Genomic DNA, 18453 nt, shown 5'->3' on the forward strand with positions numbered 1-18453 from the left:
TGAGTATGGCCTGGCTGCTTCATCGCCGGCCTTACAAGGAAAGCTCCGTGATTGCCGATTTTCTGGTGGAAAATCATGGCCGGGTGGCGATGGTGGTGAAAGGAGCCAGAAAGGGGCGCTCATTACGCAGCACGCTATTGCAGCCTTTTAGCCAGGTGGCGATAAACTGGCGAGGTAAAGGTGAGCTTAAAACCCTGACCACTATTGAGTCCGTACAAGGCTATCGGCTGGATGGTGATGGCCTGTTATGTGGCTTTTACCTGAATGAGTTGTTGTTACGGGCTGTATTACAGGGACAGCCGGATGAAGGCATAGCAGCACTTTATGCTACAGTTATTGAGCAGTTGGCCAGTGGGCAACTGCTTGAGCCAGCACTCAGGTTTTTCGAACTGGAATTATTGGATCTGCTGGGATACCTGCCCTCGTTAACCCATGAGGCTGATACGGGAAGACCATTGAGTGCTAAAAAAAATTATTGTTTCCAGGCTGGTGTGGGACTCGTTCCGTTGGATGACTCAGCTGGAATACCGGATTCCCGTTATGGTTATCAGGTAGCTGCCCTCAAGGCGCTGGATGCCCGTGATTTTACCGACAGTGCCTTTTATCCGGTATTCAAACGCTTTACCCGTCAGGCCTTAACGATGGTTATTGGTGACCGTCCCTTGAAGAGCCGTGAATTGTTTATTCGGTCTAACAAGGGCACAACATGATGATAAGGAAGATGTAATATGGTACCACATCAACGAATACTGTTAGGCGTCAATATTGACCATGTTGCCACGTTACGCCAGGCCAGGGGTATTCGTTATCCGGATCCGGTGCAGGCGGCCATAGACGCAGAGGAGGCCGGGGCAGATGGTATTACCGTACATTTAAGGGAAGACCGTCGTCATATCCAGGATCGTGATGTCAAGCTAATCAGGGACGTTCTGCAAACGCGAATGAATCTGGAAATGGCGGTCACCGAAGAGATGCTGGGTATTGCTGAAGAGATTTGTCCTGAAAACGTGTGTCTTGTTCCTGAGAAGAGGCAAGAGCTGACAACAGAGGGCGGCCTGGATGTTGCCGGAAATATTGGGTCTGTCAAAGATGCCTGTCGTCGTCTGGCTGCAAAGGGAATAGAGGTTTCGCTGTTTATTGATCCTGAAGCTGTGCAAATTTCAGCAGCGGCCGAATGTGGAGCGCCAGTCATAGAATTGCATACCGGAGCTTACGCTGATGCCGACAGCCCCCAGGCCATGAAAGCCGAGCTGGAGCGCCTCCAGGGAGCGGTTGATTATGCCTTGGAAAAAGGGCTGGTTGTTAATGCCGGCCACGGTCTTAACTATCAGAATGTTGAGCCGGTGGCTGCCATTCCAGGGATTAATGAGTTGAACATTGGCCACTCAATTATTTCACGGGCACTCTTTTCCGGGTTGAAAGACGCGGTCAGGGAAATGAAAAAATTGATGCTCAGGGCTGCCCTGCATAAATGATTGCCGGAATTGGTACAGATATCATTCGAGTGAGCAGTATAAAGGCCATCATTGAGCGTCATGGTGAACGATTTGCCCGCCGCATTTTACTTGATCCGGAACTCGCAGCCTATAGAAAAGCAGCTAACCCGGCGGCTTTTCTTGCCAAGCGCTTTGCTGCCAAAGAGGCGGCAGCAAAAGCACTGGGTACAGGCATCGGCAAAGTTTCCTTTCAGCATCTTGAAGTCAGCAATGATGAGAAAGGTGCTCCCCTGTTGACGCTCCATGGCTACGCAGCGGAGTTGCAAAAAGCCCGTGGCATTACCCGCTGCCATCTGACCTTATCCGATGAAACTGATAATGCAGTGGCTTTTGTGGTACTTGAAACGGCAGGCTGACAGTTGCCTGCCGGATTGTGGCATTTGGCTGAGCATACGAGCAAACGTCAACAGCCCCTAATTATTCGTCCCCATCCATGAAAAAGGGATAGTTTAGTATCTCCTTAAGGGGGCGGCTGCTGTCACTGAGCATTTCCATCAGCGCCCCTTGTGCGTCTGGAGGAATGCCCGTATCATTTTCAATGTTGCCAAGCCGTCCCTGGGAAAAATCATCATTCATATCCTTAGGCAGGGATCCTGAAAGTAAACCATACATGAAAGAGGCAACGGATCGTAAGTCATCCAGTTTATTCCTGGCTTCTATCGTCATTGATGTTTCATCTACCTCTGGAAAGCCCATGGGTGACTTTTTTGCATCCGGAAACAGTATTGAGTCTTTTTTATCCAGCTGTTTATAGGGGTTAAGGCCAAGCCTGCCATCCGGAGCAATAAAAATATCCTCTAGCCTTTTGCAATAGCCGTATTGACCCTGGTCATGAAGGTGCTGCACCCGATTGATTAACTGGCGTGCTAGATGGCGAACTTCAGGTTTGGTAAACGGTTGGAACGTTATCCAGTCTCCAGCAGTGTTCATTGCATTACACAGGTCGTGGAATTTATCCTCCAGTGTTAACAGATCATGGACTTCTTTATGTAACGATGGTTTCACCTGGTGCTTTTTTGCCACCTTATCCCAGACCTTGTGAGCACTCATATGTGTTAGCTGGGGAAGGTCAGATAGCAGAACTTGCCACTCTTCTTTGGTCGAAGGAGGGGGTGGCGGCTGTGGTAATCCACTGTATGGGCCGGAGGAAGTATCATCACCTGGACTGGGTTTCCAGTGATCCCCCGTCAGCTTGTTTGCTATCACTTTCACAACCTTCCTTACTTCAAGGTACGCGATCAATCTTTCCACAAGGGGAAGTTTTCGTATAAATGCAAAAAATCTATCCCTTTTGGAATAAGGTTTGACTTCTGGTTGCTGATGACACTGCCAGGCCGCAAATTTTGCAATGGGCTTATCACCGGGGGTGTTGTCCTGACCTGCAAGGGATTCTGGAGGCTGTTGTAGTCCAGAAGTAACTGGTGCTCTTGGAGAGTCCATTGGCTTCCTTCCGTGGTAGCGGCTTTTAAATAAGAATGACTTCTTTATTTGTATCTATAGCATGTATTCTAGGGGCTGTTGACGTTTGATCGTGGGCTCAGTGGCTCGTAAAGCGGTTTTCCGCAAGACGGACTGGTGCAGGCATAGTTATTCTACGTCAAGCCAGTCCAACGCAGTCGGAAAGCCGCTTTACGAGCCACCCGAAGGGCCAAAACCAGCGATTCCGTGCCGTCGTTGCAGTAGCTTGAAAGACGTGAGTCTTCCTGCGCTACTGCGTCTAGCCACGAAACCGCTGGTTTTGGCTGCGCACATGATCAAACGTCAACAGCCCCTAGGATAACTTTAGCCGGGAATTTCTGCATCCTGCTACACAGCTATTTACATAAACCTTGAGAAAGGTCTCCTGCGAATATTTCTCTTTCACGGTAAAATGATCATTTCTATTCGGACTTCGACCGCAGTAGAACAGACTTAAGTCCGACAGGCTCCTAGATAGCCTTTGGCAGAAGCAGATAGGAAAAGGCAATATTTTTGTTAAGGAATCAGTCTATGAATTTTTCTCGTGCCCCCTCTCGAACGTACTGGAAAAAAGAAGAGGAGGTGCAGATCACTGGTCTTTCCCATGATGGCAGGGGATTAGCCAGATATCAGGGTAAAACTATTTTTGTGGAAGGGGCTCTGGAACAGGAAACGGTTACTATTCAACCCATTAAAGCCCATAGAAAGTTTATGGATGCCAGGGTCAGGCAAGTACTGGCCGAATCCACTGAGCGTTGCCAGGTGGATTGTCCACATTTTGGCCAATGTGGTGGTTGCAGTTTGCAATACTGGTCCCACGAAGGACAGTTAAAAGGAAAGCAGCGTATTGTCCTCGATCAGCTCAATCGTTTTGGCGGAATTGCACCTGTTGATATCACAGAACCTCTGGTGTCAGAGCCCTATGGTTACCGGCATCGCTGCAGATTGGCCATTCGTTGGCAAAAGGGACAACTGCAACTGGGCTTCAGGGCATCACAAAGCCAGTCTATTTGTGATATTAATGTATGTCCGGTATTAGCCGAACCCCTACAGGCTTTGCCTGAATTATTGCGAAATACGCTGCCTACCCTGAAGGGCAAACGGTCTATTAGTCATGCCGAATTATTTCTGGCAGATAACGGCAGGGCTATTTTACTCAGGCATATCAAACCGCTGTCTGACCATGACAGGAATATTTTAAGTGTGTGTGCAGAGCGTCATCAGTTGCATTTATTCTTGCAGGATAATGATCGGCAGATTCACTGTCTTTATGCGGCAGATGGTGATGATAAGCTCTACTACAGTCTGCCTGAAAGCGGGTTAAAAATGGCTTTTCAGCCATCTGATTTCACCCAGGTGAATGGGCAGATCAACCGAAAAATGGTAGCTCAGGCAATAGAATGGCTTGATATTGATGAAAAAGACCAAATACTGGACTTGTACTGCGGGTTAGGTAATTTTTCCCTGGCCATGGCAAAAAAAGCCGGTACGGTGGTGGGTGTAGAAGGCGGAGCCGGTGCTGTAGCCCGGGCCAGGGAAAATGCCGGTATTAACCAGTTAACCCATTGTGAGTTTTTTGTTGTGGACCTTTCTGGTGAAATAACTCATCAAGAATGGGCCAACAGGCAATATGATGCCGTTGTGCTTGATCCCCCAAGAGTCGGAGCTCAAGAGGTTATAGAGCAACTGGGCAGCCAGCTGCCAGGCAAGGTGTTGTATATTTCCTGTAATCCGGCAACCCTTGCCAGGGATGCCGGGCTGTTAAAGGCAGCGGGATTCCAGCTTCAACGATTTGGGGTAATGGACATGTTCCCCCAAACCGCTCATATTGAGTCTATGGCCTTATTTGTGCGCTAGCTCCAGTTTGCGGCCTGGGCCTCTCAGGCAAAATACAGAGGCATATGTTAAAAAAACGGAAAATGATTCATGGTCAAGGTAAGAGAAGATCACCCTGTTCGCTATGACGGTACTATCGATCTGGATGCCTGGCTGAGCCGGTTGGCTGGAAGCTTTGGTAGTAGTGAGGCCGGACGTTTGCGGGAAGCCTGTGAAATGAGCCGCCAGGTTGACCAGGAGGCCCGGCTGCAGATTTCTGACACAGCATGGCCTGCGGGGGCGGGCTGTTTCAGGACAGGCCTGGAGATGGTTGAAATTCTCGCTGAACTGAAACTGGATATGGACTCCATGGTGGCAGCGGTGCTTTACCGTGCTGTCCGGGAGAAAAAGCTGCCCATAAAAAAGGTAGAGGAGTCCTTTGGCCATTCAGTGGCAGGCCTGATCAAGGATGTTCAGGGCATGGCAATTATCAGTGCGGTGCTTAATCCAGCCAGGAAACAGGTGCTCGACCAGCGGCAGGACCAGCTGGATAAAGTCCGTAAAATGCTGGTGTCCATCATTGATGATGTCCGGGTTGCCCTGATCAAGCTGGCAGAACGAACCTGTGCCATCCGTGCTGTTAAGGATGCCGATAAGGAAAAACGCCAGCGGGTGGCCCGTGAAGTTTTTGAAATCTATGCGCCTTTGGCTCATCGTCTGGGTATTGGTTATATCAAGTGGGAGTTGGAAGACCTTTCTTTCCGTTATTTGAAGCCCCAGGACTATAAGAAGATAGCGCGATTGCTGGATGAGAAACGGCTTGATCGGGAACAGTACATAGAAGATGTCGTTAGTTCACTACAGCAGGCGCTGGGTGATGCCAGGATTGAGGCTGAGGTATTTGGCCGGGTTAAGCATATTTATAGCATCTGGCGCAAAATGAACCGTAAGGGCCTTGATTTCCGGGAATTGTATGATATCCGAGCGGTGAGAATTTTGACCAATGAGGTTCGGGACTGCTATGCCTCCCTTGGGATTGTTCACTCATTATGGAACCATATTCCTCAGGAGTTCGATGACTATATTGCAACACCCAAGGAAAACGGGTATCGCTCACTGCATACCGCGGTATTTGGGCCTGCCGGTAAAACCCTTGAGGTACAAATCCGAACCCATGGTATGCACGAAGAAGCGGAGCTGGGAGTCTGTGCCCACTGGAAATACAAAGGTACGGACGTTAATAGCCAGAGTGACAGCTACGAAGAAAAGATTGCCTGGCTCCGTCAGGTGATGGAGTGGCATGAGGAACTGGGGGATCTTGATGGCCTGGGGGATCAATGGCGGGCTGATGTTGAGCCGGATCGTATCTATGTGTTCACTAAAGACGGCCACGTTGTGGATCTGTCACTGGGGGCTACGCCCATCGATTTTGCTTACCGCATCCATACGGAAGTGGGCAATAAATGCCGGGGAGCAAAAGTGGCAGGACGTATAGTGCCGCTGAATCACACCTTGAAGACCGGGGATCAGGTTGAAATTCTCACTGCATCCAATGGTCATCCCAGTAAAGACTGGTTAAATCCGGATCTTGCTTATGTCACCACCACCCGGGCCCGGGCAAAAATCACTAACTGGTTCAAGAAGCAGGATCGGGATTCCAATATTATTGATGGCCGTGGCCTGCTGGAAGGAGAACTTCGTCGTTTAGCGCTCAACGGTGTGAAAATGCTCGACCTGGCCGTTGCTGCCAATTGCCATACCGTTGATGATCTGTATGCCGGGGTGGGAGCGGGTGACATTAAATTGGCCCATGTGGTGGGTTTGGCTCAACGACAGGTGGAGCCGGAAGAGCAAAAAACATTTGAGTTGCGTACCCGACCCCATCGGCAGAAAGTCTCGGACAAGGGTATCAATATTGATGGCGTGGGTAATTTACTCACCCAAATGGCTAACTGCTGCCAGCCTGTTCCAGGTGATCCGATTATTGGCTATATCACAGTGGGGCGTGGTGTCACCATTCATCGCCAGGATTGTACCAATGCCTTGTATCTCCATGAAAAGGAGCCGGAGCGGCTGATTGAGGTGAACTGGGGGGATGCCCCTGAATATGCCTATCCCGTGGAAATTATGATTGTGGCCTATGACCGGCCCGGACTATTGAGAGATATTACGGTGGTTCTAGCTAATGACAAAGTGAATGTCGTGGCACTGGATACCCGCACCAGTAAAGAGGAACATCTTGCCAATATGTTGCTGACGGTGGAAGTGAGCAGCATTCAAAAACTGGGTCGGGTGCTGGCAAAGGTGGCACAGCTGCCCAATATCATCGAAGCGGTTCGTTACCGGAAACCGGGTTCAGAAAAATAGAGGATACTCCGTGGCAGATATGAATGATCTGCTGAATCTAATGGCCAGGCTCAGGGATCCGCAGTCCGGATGTCCCTGGGATCTGGAACAGAGTTTCAGCACCATAGCGCCCTATACCCTTGAAGAAGCCTGTGAAGTGGTGGAAGCCATTACCCGGAAAGATTTTGATAACCTCCGGGAAGAGCTGGGTGACTTATTGTTTCAGGTGGTCTTCCATGCCCGGATGGCAGAGGAAGAAGACCGTTTTGACTTTAATACAGTGGTCAGTGAGCTGGTGGAGAAACTGATCCGCAGGCATCCCCATGTGTTTCCTGAGGGTGCTCTGGCTGAGCCTGTTCAGGCAAATAACAACATAAGTCCTGAGGAGGTAAAAAAACGTTGGCAGGACATCAAGGTAAAAGAGAAGGAAAAAGCCACGCATAAAAAAGAATCCGCATCAGCCTTACCGGATAACTTACCTGCCACTTTACCGGCCTTGAAAAAAGCCGAAAAAATCCAGCAGGCGGCAGCCCGGGTTGGCTTTGACTGGGAGGATGCCAGTGGAGCCGAGGCGAAAATCAGGGAAGAACTGGATGAAATAAAGGAAGCTCAGGCTCATGATGGTAAAGAACAGATTGAAGAGGAGGTGGGTGACTTGTTCTTTGCCTGTGTTAACTATGCCCGCCATTTAGGGGTAGATCCGGAAATGGCATTGCGGAAAGCCACCCTGAAATTTGATGGCCGCTTTCGTACTATGGAATCGAAAATGCTGGAGGATAAGAAAAATTTTTCTGATTTGTCTCTGGAGGCTATGGAGGGGTACTGGCAGAATGCTAAGGTGGATTCTTAGCCATATCACCTTTGTCAAACCTGGAAAACTTATAGGACATCGACCGAACAGGTTGTGATTTGCAACGGAAATTTTATGGATGTCCTATGCTTTAATGCTTTAGATCCTTTAAAATAGCTGGTTTTTTCAATGCTGGGCTTGAATGCCCTTTCGTTTTAATTACTCTGAGATAGACCCCCTCCAATAACAGGTACTTCACAATCGCATGAGCCATTTAATTTGCATCTACGCTTGTGTTGTAGCCAAAGATCGCATCTGTCTTTATCACTAACATCAAACGTCACCATTAAGGATTGAAAAGGTATCCCTGACCAGTTATCAGGAATCTGCTGTTGTAAATTGTGGCATCGTTTGAAAGCCAGTTCGATACTGCCATGATTCAAAAAATCATTAGAAAATGGGCAGTTGAGAGGGAGTTCCCTTAATCCATCACAATCTTCAATTACTACAAGATAGGCATGTATTTGTTTCGGGAGATTTACTAATTGATGGCATTCTGAGACGTTGATACTAATGCCATTCATGCCTTCTGGGAGGCTACTTAGTTTACTGCATTTTTTAATATTAATACTCCTCGCTCTCACAGAGTGGGGCAGCTTTAACAGGTTGTTCCCGGTTATAAAAAAGTTAAGCCCGGCATCAATACTTACGTTTTCCAGCAAAGATGAGTGTTCTTCAGTGAGTATAGATTCATCATGCCTGTTTATAACGAGACTTCCACTTACGAATATCCTTTTAGGGTATTTTGTTATCCGCCCTAGCAGATTTAGATCACCTTTAACGTGTAACTCATCAGCAATTCCCGCAAACCAGATTCCGGCTGGCACATTTTCAGTTAATTAAAAATGATTTTATCGCGGATGAACAGAGCCAGACTGCTGCTATATCGGCAGTCGGTTTTAATGACAGGTAACACAGGTCACAGGGCTAACATCAACGCTCTATGTCGTATCGACAGTCAGCAACTTCAAGCTCACACTTCGCCCTTCAATGATAGCTGTAAATACGTCTGTCCAGTTATCAATGCAGAACCAGTCAAACAGCCCTCGTATGGCATGCCAGAATGCCTTTTTAGACTTTTTTATCTTGAGCGCTTCCTGGAAGAGCTTGCAAGACAGTTGTTCTATCTGGTTGATGAGGAAGGCCGTAAAAGTCAGGCATGCCAGATTGCTGGCCAGATGCTGCTTTCCGTGCCCGTAATTGTGTTCGAGATGGTAGCCCTGTGTTTTCAGTGTATTGAACGTTTCGTTTTCAATTTTCCATTTAGCGCGTGCTCCTCGCATGAATTTATTCACGTTCTCGGCTGAAAGCTCAATGTCCGTGACCCAGGTGTTGACGTACTTCTTGTTGCCCTCTGGATCAATTTCTATATATTCGAGAAAGTTAACCAGCACATCCGGGTGTGACTTGTTAATGGGGGCACCATTCACAAACCGGAACCAGTGCGTAAACCCTTTATCATCGGTATATTCATAGCGCACCACTTTGTCTGCACAATCCAGCTCATCGACGGCCTGGTATAACGACTCATGGGTTGAATCCTTTGCCACCATAATGAAGCTATAGCCAAAGGACTTTACCAACTTGATGGTCGGTCCATCTGAGTACAGGTCATCAAAAGTCAGAACCAGTGGCAGGTGCGGATGCTCTCTGGATAAATTCGCCAATAGCCGCTTGAGCGCTACCTTCTCACAATCATTCTTTGACGCATCAACTTGTTTGATGATGGGTTCAGGCATTAAAGGTAATACTTCTTTCTTGCCCGGCTTTACCAGACAGCAGGCCAGTAACTGATGGTAGTATTGCGGATTTTTGCTGCCTGGCTTTTTTACACAACACTCAGGACAACTAATCTTCCCTGAGCAAAAGTGCCCCGTACCATCGATAGGCGCAAGATACCCTTCCTCAAAATAAGTGAACTGCTTAAGCCGCCCAGATCGTTGCACAAAGGCAAACAGGCGGGTAAAGAACTTCCTTAAATAGCGTGTTTCGATAGGGTCAATCAGATCCCTCAGATAGGTATCACTGGGGACACAGCTGACATTGTACATCGACTTTAAGTTCTTGAGCCTATCTGGGTTATTGACACAATCCTGATCAAAAGCCAGTAATGAAGGGTATTTCAGGTGCATGACTGCCAGGCCACTCATGACCGCATCATGAAGGACAATTTTGTCATGTTGGCTTTTCTTGCGAAAGTCTGGAATTTGACCCGCTTCATCAGAGACTATTTTGAGCAGTTTTTCAGCAATGGTTCTTGGTTTCGTTAGCGGCACAACATGAGCATCGTTATTATTATTGTGGTGAAATTCTACCGGATAGTCTGCGATTTTAGCAAGAGGCTACCAAGCTACAGCCCTTGTTATTAAGGGCTTTAATCAAGTCTGCGGGAATTGCTGGTAACTCATCTATCTCACCTAATTCTTTGTCATGTAATACACTGGTTTTTTCATCTAAATTAGCAAAAGGACCAGCTTGTACTATATCAACATTACTGGATATGGCTATTTTGTGTGGAAAGGGACACTCTATTCGAGACTCTAAAACTTGTTTAAATTCCATAGGGGTATATAAAACCATGCCTTCTTCCGTCGCTGAAGTGGGAAAAGAAATAAGTAATTCTAGAAAGAATAAATAAAAAAATATATTTGTTCTTTTTCTCACTATTGATTGATACACTTTTATAAAACTAAACATAAGATCAATCCGGTATTGGAAAAACCTTTGTAGTAGTATAAGAAAAATATAACTCTAACAAATATTTTCTAGCTATATGGCATCAAGAGCTATATCGCTATATTGCCCTGAACCGGGTTAGTGATAATTTCGAGAAGGTATCCAGTTTTGCATTATTTATTGGTAACGCGGATAAATAAGGCTCCCTTGCCCATTGCGTGATGCCTGTCCTTTTGTTGCGCCAGAAAAACTGTCTCGACAACTGTTATTCTAACGCAAGGCCATAAGGACAGGCTCTCTGAGTGTCTTTCTGTTTTTTAATCGAGCAGTAGTACGTTAATATCCAGAGCTAACATCCTACCACTTTTGAAACAGCCTTTTAGGCGTGTTTCTAACTCAAAAGCTATCAGACATGAGCCAGTTTCATTTCTCCATCCTTATCTTTACCAGACATCATCTGATTTAGCTTGGGAATAGTTATCAGCATCAATACCGCAACGATGGTGGTGGCAATACCAATTTTTCCAAATGTTCCGGTGTAAATGGGGAGTGTTTTTAAGGGGTCAGTGACACCTTCTGGAGCGGCAGTGAATGTCGCAATCCAGCCACCGATGATAAAAGAAGCTGCTGAAGTTAAAAACCATGCACCCATAATAAAGCCTGTTAGCCTCTGTGGTACCAGTGCCGCAACCATTGCCAGGCCAAGACCGGAAATCATTAGCTCACCAATGGATTGAAACATGTAGATAAAGACTAGCCACCAGGCGCTCACCATTCCGGTTGGAGTATGGAAAAAGGTAGGTAAGTAGGCAAGCCAGAAGCCAGCGGCACATAGAAACATGCCGATGGTGAATTTAGTGGGCATGGTCAGGTTATCGCCCACTTTGTTGTATAATGCTGCCAGTAATGGACTGCACAGAACAATCCAGAAAGGATTAAGTAGTGTATAGATTGCTTTCGAATAATTTAACCATCCAGTCGGACAGTATTAGAAAATGAGATCATATACTCCTCTCCAAATGAAAAAAGCACCCGTTCAACTTCTTTTTCAAATTCCGCAAAGCTCTTGATTGACAAGAGGTTGAGCCATTCATACTTTATTTTCCTCCACAGGATTTCAATCAGGTTGAGCTCAGGTGAATATGTTGGCAGAAAGCAGACCAGCAATTTCTTTTCAATCATCCAGTCATCAATTCTGGCACAAAACTTTTTGCTGGTGTGAATGCTGGCATTATCCACCATAACTACCGTGTAACGATCATTTGAGCTGTATTTTTCATCTGCCATTTTCTCTGCAAAGTCATCAAAGGCCGCAATCACCGTATCGCTATTCACTGAACCCACAACAGGATAATGAAATAGCTCACAGCTTCGGTTCATAAACCCCAGTACGTTGATGCGTTTACTTTTGACTGATGGTATTCTGAGCTGCTTTCCTTTTTCCTGCCAACCGTATGGCACACAAGGTTCCTGGGTAAAGCCGGACTCATCAAAATAAAATAAATTGATTAACCCTTTGCTCTCGGCTTCCTGGGCATCTTTCAGAGCAGTTTTACAGTCATGGAATTGCTCTTCGTCCCGTTTATGTTTGCATGATTTACGGAGTCTTTTGTAAACCAGCCCTGCTTTTTTACAATGTTTGCCAGAGTAATTTTTGATGAAGATTTACCGGTTTCATCCTCGATCTTGGATTTGACATACGATAAGCGACGAGGCTCTTCAGCCACTAATTCTTTTATGCGTTGCACTTCGGATTCGTCATATATGCACGGCCTACCGCCACCATGCCCCTTGTACAAGGCACGAATACCATATTCTTCCCAATCATCAATCCACTGAGAAGCAGTTTGATATCTAATTTCAAGTATTTCGGCAATTTGCTCAAGGGTAAAGCCACGATTGCTCAATAAAAGGCTATGGGCTCTTTCCCTTATACATCTCAGAGGTCCGTAGTGTTTGGCGAATTTCAAAGTTAATAAAACAGCTTCATCAGTGATTGTAGTGACGTACTTCATAGGGAGAGGGATTTAAAGACCAGTACTCTCTTTATAATAGAGTAAATGTATCATTCAATAGCTATCTGATCGTTAGATCAAGAAGTAGATTTCTCGTACTGGCCGAACATCCAGTTTATTTGAAACCAAACTATGACCTACTTAAGAGCCTGGAAACTCACCGGGTTCATATTGAAGCCCAGCAGGTGGGTATCAACATTATTAATGGCAAAGAAATTAAGAGAGGTTGGCATTTGGGCATATAGACAGAAAAATACAATGGCTTCTATCATCAAAATAAAGGCAACAATCATTTTATTGCGTTCTACACCCTGAAGCTGAAAAGTCTCTTTAAAGAATATACAAACAACTACCAGAGAAATCAGGGCTATTGTTATGTTTGTTATAAATACGTGACGTAATAACCAGGCACAGATAAACGCAGCGATCACAGTTCCAATCAAAACATACAGTAAATGACGTTTGTTTAGTGGTTGAGCATCTGCAGGTGAACCAATATTCTGAACACAGGTGCGAAAGTGGTAATAACTGTACAAGCATGCTAACAGGCCTATCGCACATATAATAAACATGGTTGTATAGCCAAAGTTATCTGAGATGACCGGAGCCAGCGATAGGGCAATAAAAGAGCCAATATTGACGGACATGTAATAGAGGGTAAAGCCACCATCCATGCGCGAATCATTCTGGTCGTAGCACTTTGCTAACAGGCTGGAAGGGTTTGCCTTGAACAGTCCGTTACCTACTGAAATAAAGCCAAGGGATAGAAATACCAGGTTTGGATAAATAATCGAAACCCCCATCAATGCGTAACCAAAGGCTAGTACTATTGCTCCCAGTATAATTGTACGCTTGGTTCCCAGTACTTTATCTCCAATTTTACCACCAATAGAAACCAGGCCATAAACCAGGGCAGCAAAAGCACCAAAAGTAACAAAACTGTCAGCTTCAGAAAACCCGAGCTGCTTCACAAAGTAAACGGCTAATACGCCCTGAAGTGCGTAATAACCAAAACGTTCCCACAGCTCCACAAAGAAAATCATATAAAAGGGGCGAGGCTGATTCAGCATGCCAACAGATTCATACTTCATAACATCATTCTCTTTATTTTTTGATATTAACGCAGTTATGTTACTTTTTATTGTTATTTGTGGCTTGATCTGTGGCAAAGGAAGGTAACTAATAGTTCCCTTCCTGAGGGAAGGAGAATGTCGTTTCTTTTAAATTTGTAAGGGATTTGTTCAATTGAATGGCAGGTGAGTGTTGTTGTTAGTTTTTATCCCGATAACAGCTCTGGCATCATTGATTGCGGCATAGGCAAGTTCTGCAAAATCAGGGTATTCGTGGGCTTCATAGATATTCTTCTTGATTATGATACGTCGGGTGATGTGTAGTTGATTATCAGATGCTGAGTAGGTGCTGATAAAATCCCCTGCCTTGTTTGAAAGTGTCTGGTTATCTGGCATAAAAGCGACTTTATAGTGGCTGGGTAATTTTAGGGTATTAGTCCACTGAAAATCCCTGGGGCCTACCTGAAAGGGAAACTGGCGTTTTTTTTCTACCAGAAATGAGCGCAGGGCCTGTGCATCTTTAACGCCTAATCCGCTGGGTGCAGTAATAAAGATAAAGCCATTCCGGTTGATGGTATAAGCCTTGGGGCTGTGCCATTCCCCACGGTATTCTGCCAGAAGGTTCTGGTCGAAGGGGGGGATGCTCTCTGTAATGGTGCCAAACCCCCCTGTAACCGTACCGGATAATATATTATTGGCTTTCCATTCAAAGCTTCCCTGGGCTGCCAGCATCTCCCGTATCTGGGCATCAATAATACCTGTGCCCATCACGTTGGTAGTGCCTTTAAGGTTGCCATCAGCTTGCAGTTCACTATGGTTTTCTATCCGGTAACTATGGGTTGCTGGCGAAAAACCGGGAAGTGTTCTGACGTCTCCATCGGCACTGGCCAGAACTGCGCGCTTATTGGTCAGGCTGTCCTCCAGTATACCGAATGGCATAAAGGCTGAGACGGGATTCAGATAAATATCCAGCTCCGGAATATAGAGCATGACATGGTTGAATTGCATGGAGGTGGCTACAGGAAAATCTTGATAGCTATCCCCCCAGTTAACCAGGGCAGGGACTGAGTCGACCCCCTTGGCTTTGAGTAGCGTTTGTAATAGCAGGGTCTGGTCTTTACAGTCCCCGTAGCCATGACGAAGAATATCCTCCACTTTGTTGGGAACCATGCCGTCATCAAAGTTAAAGCGGATAGAAAGGTAATTAATGTTTTCAGTTACCCAGCGGCTAATCTTTTTTACCTTTTCAAGGCTGGGCTCGGAGTCTTTGGTTATTTGGTGGGCAAGTGCCTGGATGTCCGGGCTTTGGGTATGGCGATCCTGGCTGGCGTTATAATAGATTCTGCCCACCTCTTCCCAATTTTGTATTGACGTCAAGGCAAACAGGGGCAGCACATCGTCCGGGCTGACCATGTTGATTTCCGGTTCTAGATAATAGGGCGCTTTTTCCAGGCTGACATGGAGAGTTTTCCGGTTATCCTTTATTTCCTCCTTGATGGTGAAGCCATTACGCTGCCCCCATTTCAGGGGGGTGTTTTCAGGCAGCCGGAATGTGCTGGTAATCGCTTTTTGTTCGATGCCCAGTTCAGGGGACATGGCCAGGTTTAACCCTGTGGGTCCCAGCTTATGGATATGGTAGCGAAATCTCAGTAGTAGCTGACAGCCAGGCGTTAAGCGGGAAAAAATAACAATCTTTTGCATGGCCCGGCGTTTGTTATCCCGTCCCCCTAAATCCTGATCGAATATATTATCTTCTTCTACGGGAATGACCTTGCCTTTTGGCTCAGTAATGGTGGCTTCCAGTATCTCAAGGGTTTCATTTTCCGAGAAAAAGCCCAGGGAGTGCTTTTGCAGTATTTCAGCACCTACCGGGGTTAAAACAGTGTATTTGAGGGTGGTTTCTTTGGTATAGGTTAGATCGTCATTAATAGTGAAATCAGTATGGGACAGATCAAGATGGTAATTATGGACAGGGCTATGACGCGCTTCGGCTTGCCAGATAAAAAACGGATTTAGCAGACAGATCAACAATACAATAGATCGAAAGTACATTCTGGCTAGCTCGGCTGGGTATAGTCAGTGTTATTGATGAACCATTGACAGTTTTTTTGACAGAGAGTTCATCCAGAGTTAAAGCTAGCACAGGAAAGGTGGTCAGGCTGGCCGATTATTAAAAGATATCTGTAACAGACCCGGTATTTTCGGGTATGGCCTGGCTATTTTGAAGCTAATGACAGAGGTGTGGCCTCCGGTGAGATTTCATCGGGTGCCTGATTTTTTCTGGGCAGCACTGAGAATGCCTCTTAGCATTTGCAATTCTTTGGCTTCAGGACGAGCCCGGTTAAACAGGCGCCTTAGCCGGGGCATTACCAGACCCGGATGCTGGCGAATGATAAAGCCAATGTCATCCAGCGTTGTTTCCAGGTGCTCATAAAAACGCTCCAGTTGTTGTACCTGTGGGTATGGTTGTTCTTCAGGCTGCTGATCTTTCTCCATGGCATACGAGACTTGTTGGCTGGCCTGAAAGATTTCATAACAGAGAATCTGAACCGCTGCGGATACGTTTAATACCGGGTATTCAGGGTTGGCAGGGATAGCGACATGATAATGGCACTTTAACAGTTCTTCATTGGTCATGCCCATGGTTTCCTGGCCAAAAATCAGGGCAACTTTACTTTGTTGGGCTTCACTCACCAGCTTTTCACCACAGCCGGTTGGTTCCAGCATAGGAATGGACATATTACGACTACGGGCACTGGTACCAATAACAAGAGAGCAGTCAGCGATGGCTTCGTCCAGGGAATTGACGACCCGGGCGCCGGCCAGAACATCCTGGGCTCCTGCCGCCATGCTTTCTGCCTCCGGTGCAGGAAAACGCTGTGGTTTTACCAGACACAGGTCACTGAGGCCCATGGTTTTCATGGCCCTGGCGGTGGAGCCAATATTACCGGGGTGGAAGGTATTGATCAGGATGACGCGGATATTATCAAGCATGGAAGGTCTGCTATAAGATTCGGGCTTGGGTAAAAGATCCGGATCTTATAACAGATGGTGTGTTTTGTCTTGAAATAACGGGATTGTGTCATGACAACAATCCCGTTATGGAGGTCTCGGAATGTTACAACAGGGAGAGTGCGATCTGAGGGCTGGTATTGGCCTGGCTCAGAATGGCAGCACCGGACTGTTGCAGAATCTGGAACTTGGTGAGGCTGGCTGTTTCTGCGGCGAAATCAGCATCAATGATCCGGCTTCGGGAGGCGGATACACTCTCACGTACGTTCGAGAGGTTGTTTATGGTGGAGGTCAGGCGGTTTTGAACCGCACCCAGGGTTGAACGCTGGGAGTCAATGGCCGCTATGGCCTGGTCAATAATGGCAATGGAGCTTTGGGCTCCAGACTGGGTTGTCACCGTGATGGTACTCAGCGCACCGCCGATACTGTCAGAGTCGGCGGCTCCCAAGGTTACAGTGTTCGATCCGCCAGCAGAACTAAAGACACCGGCATCACCGGCTATACTACTGCTGACATCCACCTGGGTTACCGTATTTTCTGCCACCATCTTGATATCCCCGCCGCTGATTTCGGCATACACACCATGTTGATTCAGGGCAGCGTTAACGTTTTCTGTGAGTTCTGTAAATCCGTCACCAAGAGCTACAGCAACATCAACCGAGTGTGTTCCTGTATCGTTGGTTATAGCAAACGTCAGTGTTTCAGCGGCAGCACCCACAACGGTGTTGTCATATCCGGCAGCACTCAGATCCATTGACTTACCTGTGGTTGTTCCCAGAGATGTGGCCCGAAGATCCGACAAAGTCATGCTAACGGTCTGGTTAGCATAGGCACCTACCTGGAATGACAGGGTACTGGTGGAGCCATCCAGCAGGTTTTTGGTACCGTAAGTAGTGGTATTGGCGATACGGGTCACTTCATCCCGCATTTCGGTGACTTCCGCCTGGAGCGCCGTACGGTCTGCGGCATCGTTAGATCCGTTAGCAGACTGTAGTGCCAGCTCACGCACACGCTGCAGAATATTGGTCACTTCCTGCATGGCACCTTCAGCGGTTTGAGCCAGGGAGATACCGTCATTGGCGTTTCGGATGGCCACTCCCAGTCCCTTGATCTGTGAGTTCAGGCGGTTGGATATCTGCAAGCCGGCCGCATCATCCTTGGCACTGTTGATACGCAAGCCCGAAGACAAGCGTGTCATGGCTGTTTGCAGTCCTGACTGGGTGGTCATCATGTTCCTCTGGGCATTGATAGAGGCAACGTTAGTATTTACAGTTAATGCCATTTTTTTACTCCATTAATGGTTGGCCTTTTATAATGCTTCAGGCCTCTATGCCCAGGGCAATAGATTCCTTACTGCTTATTTAATGCTTTTTAAAAAGCAAGCCTCCTAAAAAAATATTGGTGTGGCTATTTATAAGGGTAGCTATTAGTTTTTGTTATTCCCTTTTTTTTTGTTTTTTCAATAGAATAAAGTCACTCAAGGGAGAAAATAAGAAAATTATTTGAACGGGTTGTTATTGTTTTTTTTCTTTTTTAAAAGATGGGCGATAAAATGGCACTCTTGAATAAGTGAATGGATGGAGATGACGACTTTTTTTTTATTTTGAAGAAAAGAATTTTAAAAATGTTGTTTTTTTGTCACTGGTTTTTGTATATAAAAGAATGGTGAGTTGTTGTGGTTTGATATTTTAATAAAATTTTATTTTTTCGTGGAT

17 protein-coding genes are annotated in these 18453 nt (G+C 46.4%); 6 read left to right on the top strand and 11 right to left on the bottom strand.

Annotation, left to right across the window (positions count from 1 at the left end; all coding sequences use genetic code 11):
* The first annotated feature begins 5 nt into the window (after positions 1-5).
* The 3 genes from recO to acpS are packed head-to-tail and all read left to right on the top strand — an operon-like array spanning position 6 to position 1852.
* Entirely contained in the window at positions 6-710 is a 705-nt protein-coding gene (recO, locus tag MJ595_RS15055; RefSeq protein ID WP_263078792.1) for a DNA repair protein RecO, read from the top strand.
* A gap of 18 nt (positions 711-728) precedes the next feature.
* On the top strand, positions 729-1475 hold the full coding sequence (gene pdxJ, locus MJ595_RS15060) for a pyridoxine 5'-phosphate synthase (protein WP_263078793.1): 747 nt from the start codon (positions 729-731) through the stop codon (positions 1473-1475).
* Positions 1472-1852, top strand: a complete 381-nt coding sequence (gene acpS, locus MJ595_RS15065; RefSeq protein ID WP_263078794.1) for a holo-ACP synthase — start codon at positions 1472-1474, stop codon at positions 1850-1852. Before pdxJ ends, acpS begins: the two co-directional genes overlap by 4 nt.
* A gap of 61 nt (positions 1853-1913) precedes the next feature.
* Here the strand turns inward: acpS and MJ595_RS15070 are convergent, their stop codons facing one another.
* On the bottom strand, positions 1914-2936 hold the full coding sequence (locus MJ595_RS15070) for a hypothetical protein (protein WP_263078795.1): 1023 nt from the start codon (positions 2934-2936) through the stop codon (positions 1914-1916).
* A 549-nt stretch (positions 2937-3485) separates the two neighbouring features.
* On the opposite strand from MJ595_RS15070, the gene rlmD reads away from it, so the two are divergent.
* The 3 genes from rlmD (at position 3486) to mazG (ending at position 7965) form a co-directional block, all read left to right on the top strand.
* Positions 3486-4811 carry a 23S rRNA (uracil(1939)-C(5))-methyltransferase RlmD gene (gene rlmD, locus MJ595_RS15075; RefSeq protein ID WP_263078796.1) on the top strand — a complete coding sequence of 442 codons (1326 nt, stop codon included), beginning with the start codon at positions 3486-3488 and terminating at the stop codon, positions 4809-4811.
* Positions 4812-4880: 69 nt separating this feature from the next.
* Positions 4881-7136: a GTP diphosphokinase gene (gene relA / locus MJ595_RS15080; protein WP_263078797.1), complete on the top strand. Its 2256-nt coding sequence runs from the start codon at positions 4881-4883 to the stop codon at positions 7134-7136.
* A gap of 19 nt (positions 7137-7155) precedes the next feature.
* Positions 7156-7965, top strand: coding sequence for a nucleoside triphosphate pyrophosphohydrolase (gene mazG, locus MJ595_RS15085; protein WP_263322516.1), 810 nt, complete (start codon positions 7156-7158; stop codon positions 7963-7965).
* 155 nt (positions 7966-8120) lie between these two features.
* Here the strand turns inward: mazG and MJ595_RS15090 are convergent, their stop codons facing one another.
* The 10 genes from MJ595_RS15090 to MJ595_RS15135 all read right to left on the bottom strand — a co-directional run bounded on the left by MJ595_RS15090 (position 8121) and on the right by MJ595_RS15135 (position 18020).
* A complete protein-coding gene (locus MJ595_RS15090; protein ID WP_263078798.1) occupies positions 8121-8792 on the bottom strand; it encodes a hypothetical protein in 672 nt (223 codons plus the stop codon).
* A 114-nt stretch (positions 8793-8906) separates the two neighbouring features.
* A complete protein-coding gene (locus MJ595_RS15095) occupies positions 8907-10241 on the bottom strand; it encodes a transposase (RefSeq protein WP_263078000.1) in 1335 nt (444 codons plus the stop codon).
* 55 nt (positions 10242-10296) lie between these two features.
* Positions 10297-10662 (bottom strand): hypothetical protein, encoded by a 366-nt coding sequence (locus MJ595_RS15100; protein ID WP_263078799.1) that lies wholly within the window; start codon positions 10660-10662, stop codon positions 10297-10299.
* A 385-nt stretch (positions 10663-11047) separates the two neighbouring features.
* Positions 11048-11593: an oligopeptide:H+ symporter gene (locus MJ595_RS15105; protein ID WP_263322517.1), complete on the bottom strand. Its 546-nt coding sequence runs from the start codon at positions 11591-11593 to the stop codon at positions 11048-11050.
* A gap of 14 nt (positions 11594-11607) precedes the next feature.
* Positions 11608-12261: an IS630 family transposase gene (locus MJ595_RS15110; RefSeq protein WP_263322427.1), complete on the bottom strand. Its 654-nt coding sequence runs from the start codon at positions 12259-12261 to the stop codon at positions 11608-11610.
* Positions 12183-12656 carry a helix-turn-helix domain-containing protein gene (locus tag MJ595_RS15115; RefSeq protein WP_263078037.1) on the bottom strand — a complete coding sequence of 158 codons (474 nt, stop codon included), beginning with the start codon at positions 12654-12656 and terminating at the stop codon, positions 12183-12185. Before MJ595_RS15115 ends, MJ595_RS15110 begins: the two co-directional genes overlap by 79 nt.
* A 137-nt stretch (positions 12657-12793) precedes the next feature.
* A complete protein-coding gene (locus MJ595_RS15120) occupies positions 12794-13747 on the bottom strand; it encodes an oligopeptide:H+ symporter (protein ID WP_263078800.1) in 954 nt (317 codons plus the stop codon).
* A 150-nt stretch (positions 13748-13897) separates the two neighbouring features.
* Positions 13898-15757, bottom strand: a complete 1860-nt coding sequence (locus tag MJ595_RS15125; protein ID WP_263078801.1) for a DUF3858 domain-containing protein — start codon at positions 15755-15757, stop codon at positions 13898-13900.
* 228 nt (positions 15758-15985) lie between these two features.
* Entirely contained in the window at positions 15986-16720 is a 735-nt protein-coding gene (gene trmJ, locus MJ595_RS15130) for a tRNA (cytosine(32)/uridine(32)-2'-O)-methyltransferase TrmJ (RefSeq protein ID WP_263078802.1), read from the bottom strand.
* Positions 16721-16844: 124 nt separating this feature from the next.
* On the bottom strand, positions 16845-18020 hold the full coding sequence (locus MJ595_RS15135; RefSeq protein ID WP_263078803.1) for a flagellin: 1176 nt from the start codon (positions 18018-18020) through the stop codon (positions 16845-16847).
* Positions 18021-18453 lie beyond the last annotated feature (433 nt).

The sequence above is a fragment of the Endozoicomonas sp. Mp262 genome (genome assembly GCF_025643335.1).
Lineage (GTDB): Bacteria > Pseudomonadota > Gammaproteobacteria > Pseudomonadales > Endozoicomonadaceae > Endonucleibacter.

What these genes read in the sequence shown, in the direction of transcription:
- recO (WP_263078792.1), top strand. Translation starts at nt 6, where the DNA reads ATGGCCTGGCTGCTTCATCGCCGGCCTTACAAGGAAAGCTCCGTGATT.
- pdxJ (WP_263078793.1), top strand. Translation starts at nt 729, where the DNA reads ATGGTACCACATCAACGAATACTGTTAGGCGTCAATATTGACCATGTT.
- acpS (WP_263078794.1), top strand. Translation starts at nt 1,472, where the DNA reads ATGATTGCCGGAATTGGTACAGATATCATTCGAGTGAGCAGTATAAAG.
- MJ595_RS15070 (WP_263078795.1), bottom strand. Translation starts at nt 2,936, where the DNA reads ATGGACTCTCCAAGAGCACCAGTTACTTCTGGACTACAACAGCCTCCA.
- rlmD (WP_263078796.1), top strand. Translation starts at nt 3,486, where the DNA reads ATGAATTTTTCTCGTGCCCCCTCTCGAACGTACTGGAAAAAAGAAGAG.
- relA (WP_263078797.1), top strand. Translation starts at nt 4,881, where the DNA reads ATGGTCAAGGTAAGAGAAGATCACCCTGTTCGCTATGACGGTACTATC.
- mazG (WP_263322516.1), top strand. Translation starts at nt 7,156, where the DNA reads ATGAATGATCTGCTGAATCTAATGGCCAGGCTCAGGGATCCGCAGTCC.
- MJ595_RS15100 (WP_263078799.1), bottom strand. Translation starts at nt 10,662, where the DNA reads ATGTTTAGTTTTATAAAAGTGTATCAATCAATAGTGAGAAAAAGAACA.
- MJ595_RS15115 (WP_263078037.1), bottom strand. Translation starts at nt 12,656, where the DNA reads ATGAAGTACGTCACTACAATCACTGATGAAGCTGTTTTATTAACTTTG.
- MJ595_RS15120 (WP_263078800.1), bottom strand. Translation starts at nt 13,747, where the DNA reads ATGAAGTATGAATCTGTTGGCATGCTGAATCAGCCTCGCCCCTTTTAT.
- trmJ (WP_263078802.1), bottom strand. Translation starts at nt 16,720, where the DNA reads ATGCTTGATAATATCCGCGTCATCCTGATCAATACCTTCCACCCCGGT.
- MJ595_RS15135 (WP_263078803.1), bottom strand. Translation starts at nt 18,020, where the DNA reads ATGGCATTAACTGTAAATACTAACGTTGCCTCTATCAATGCCCAGAGG.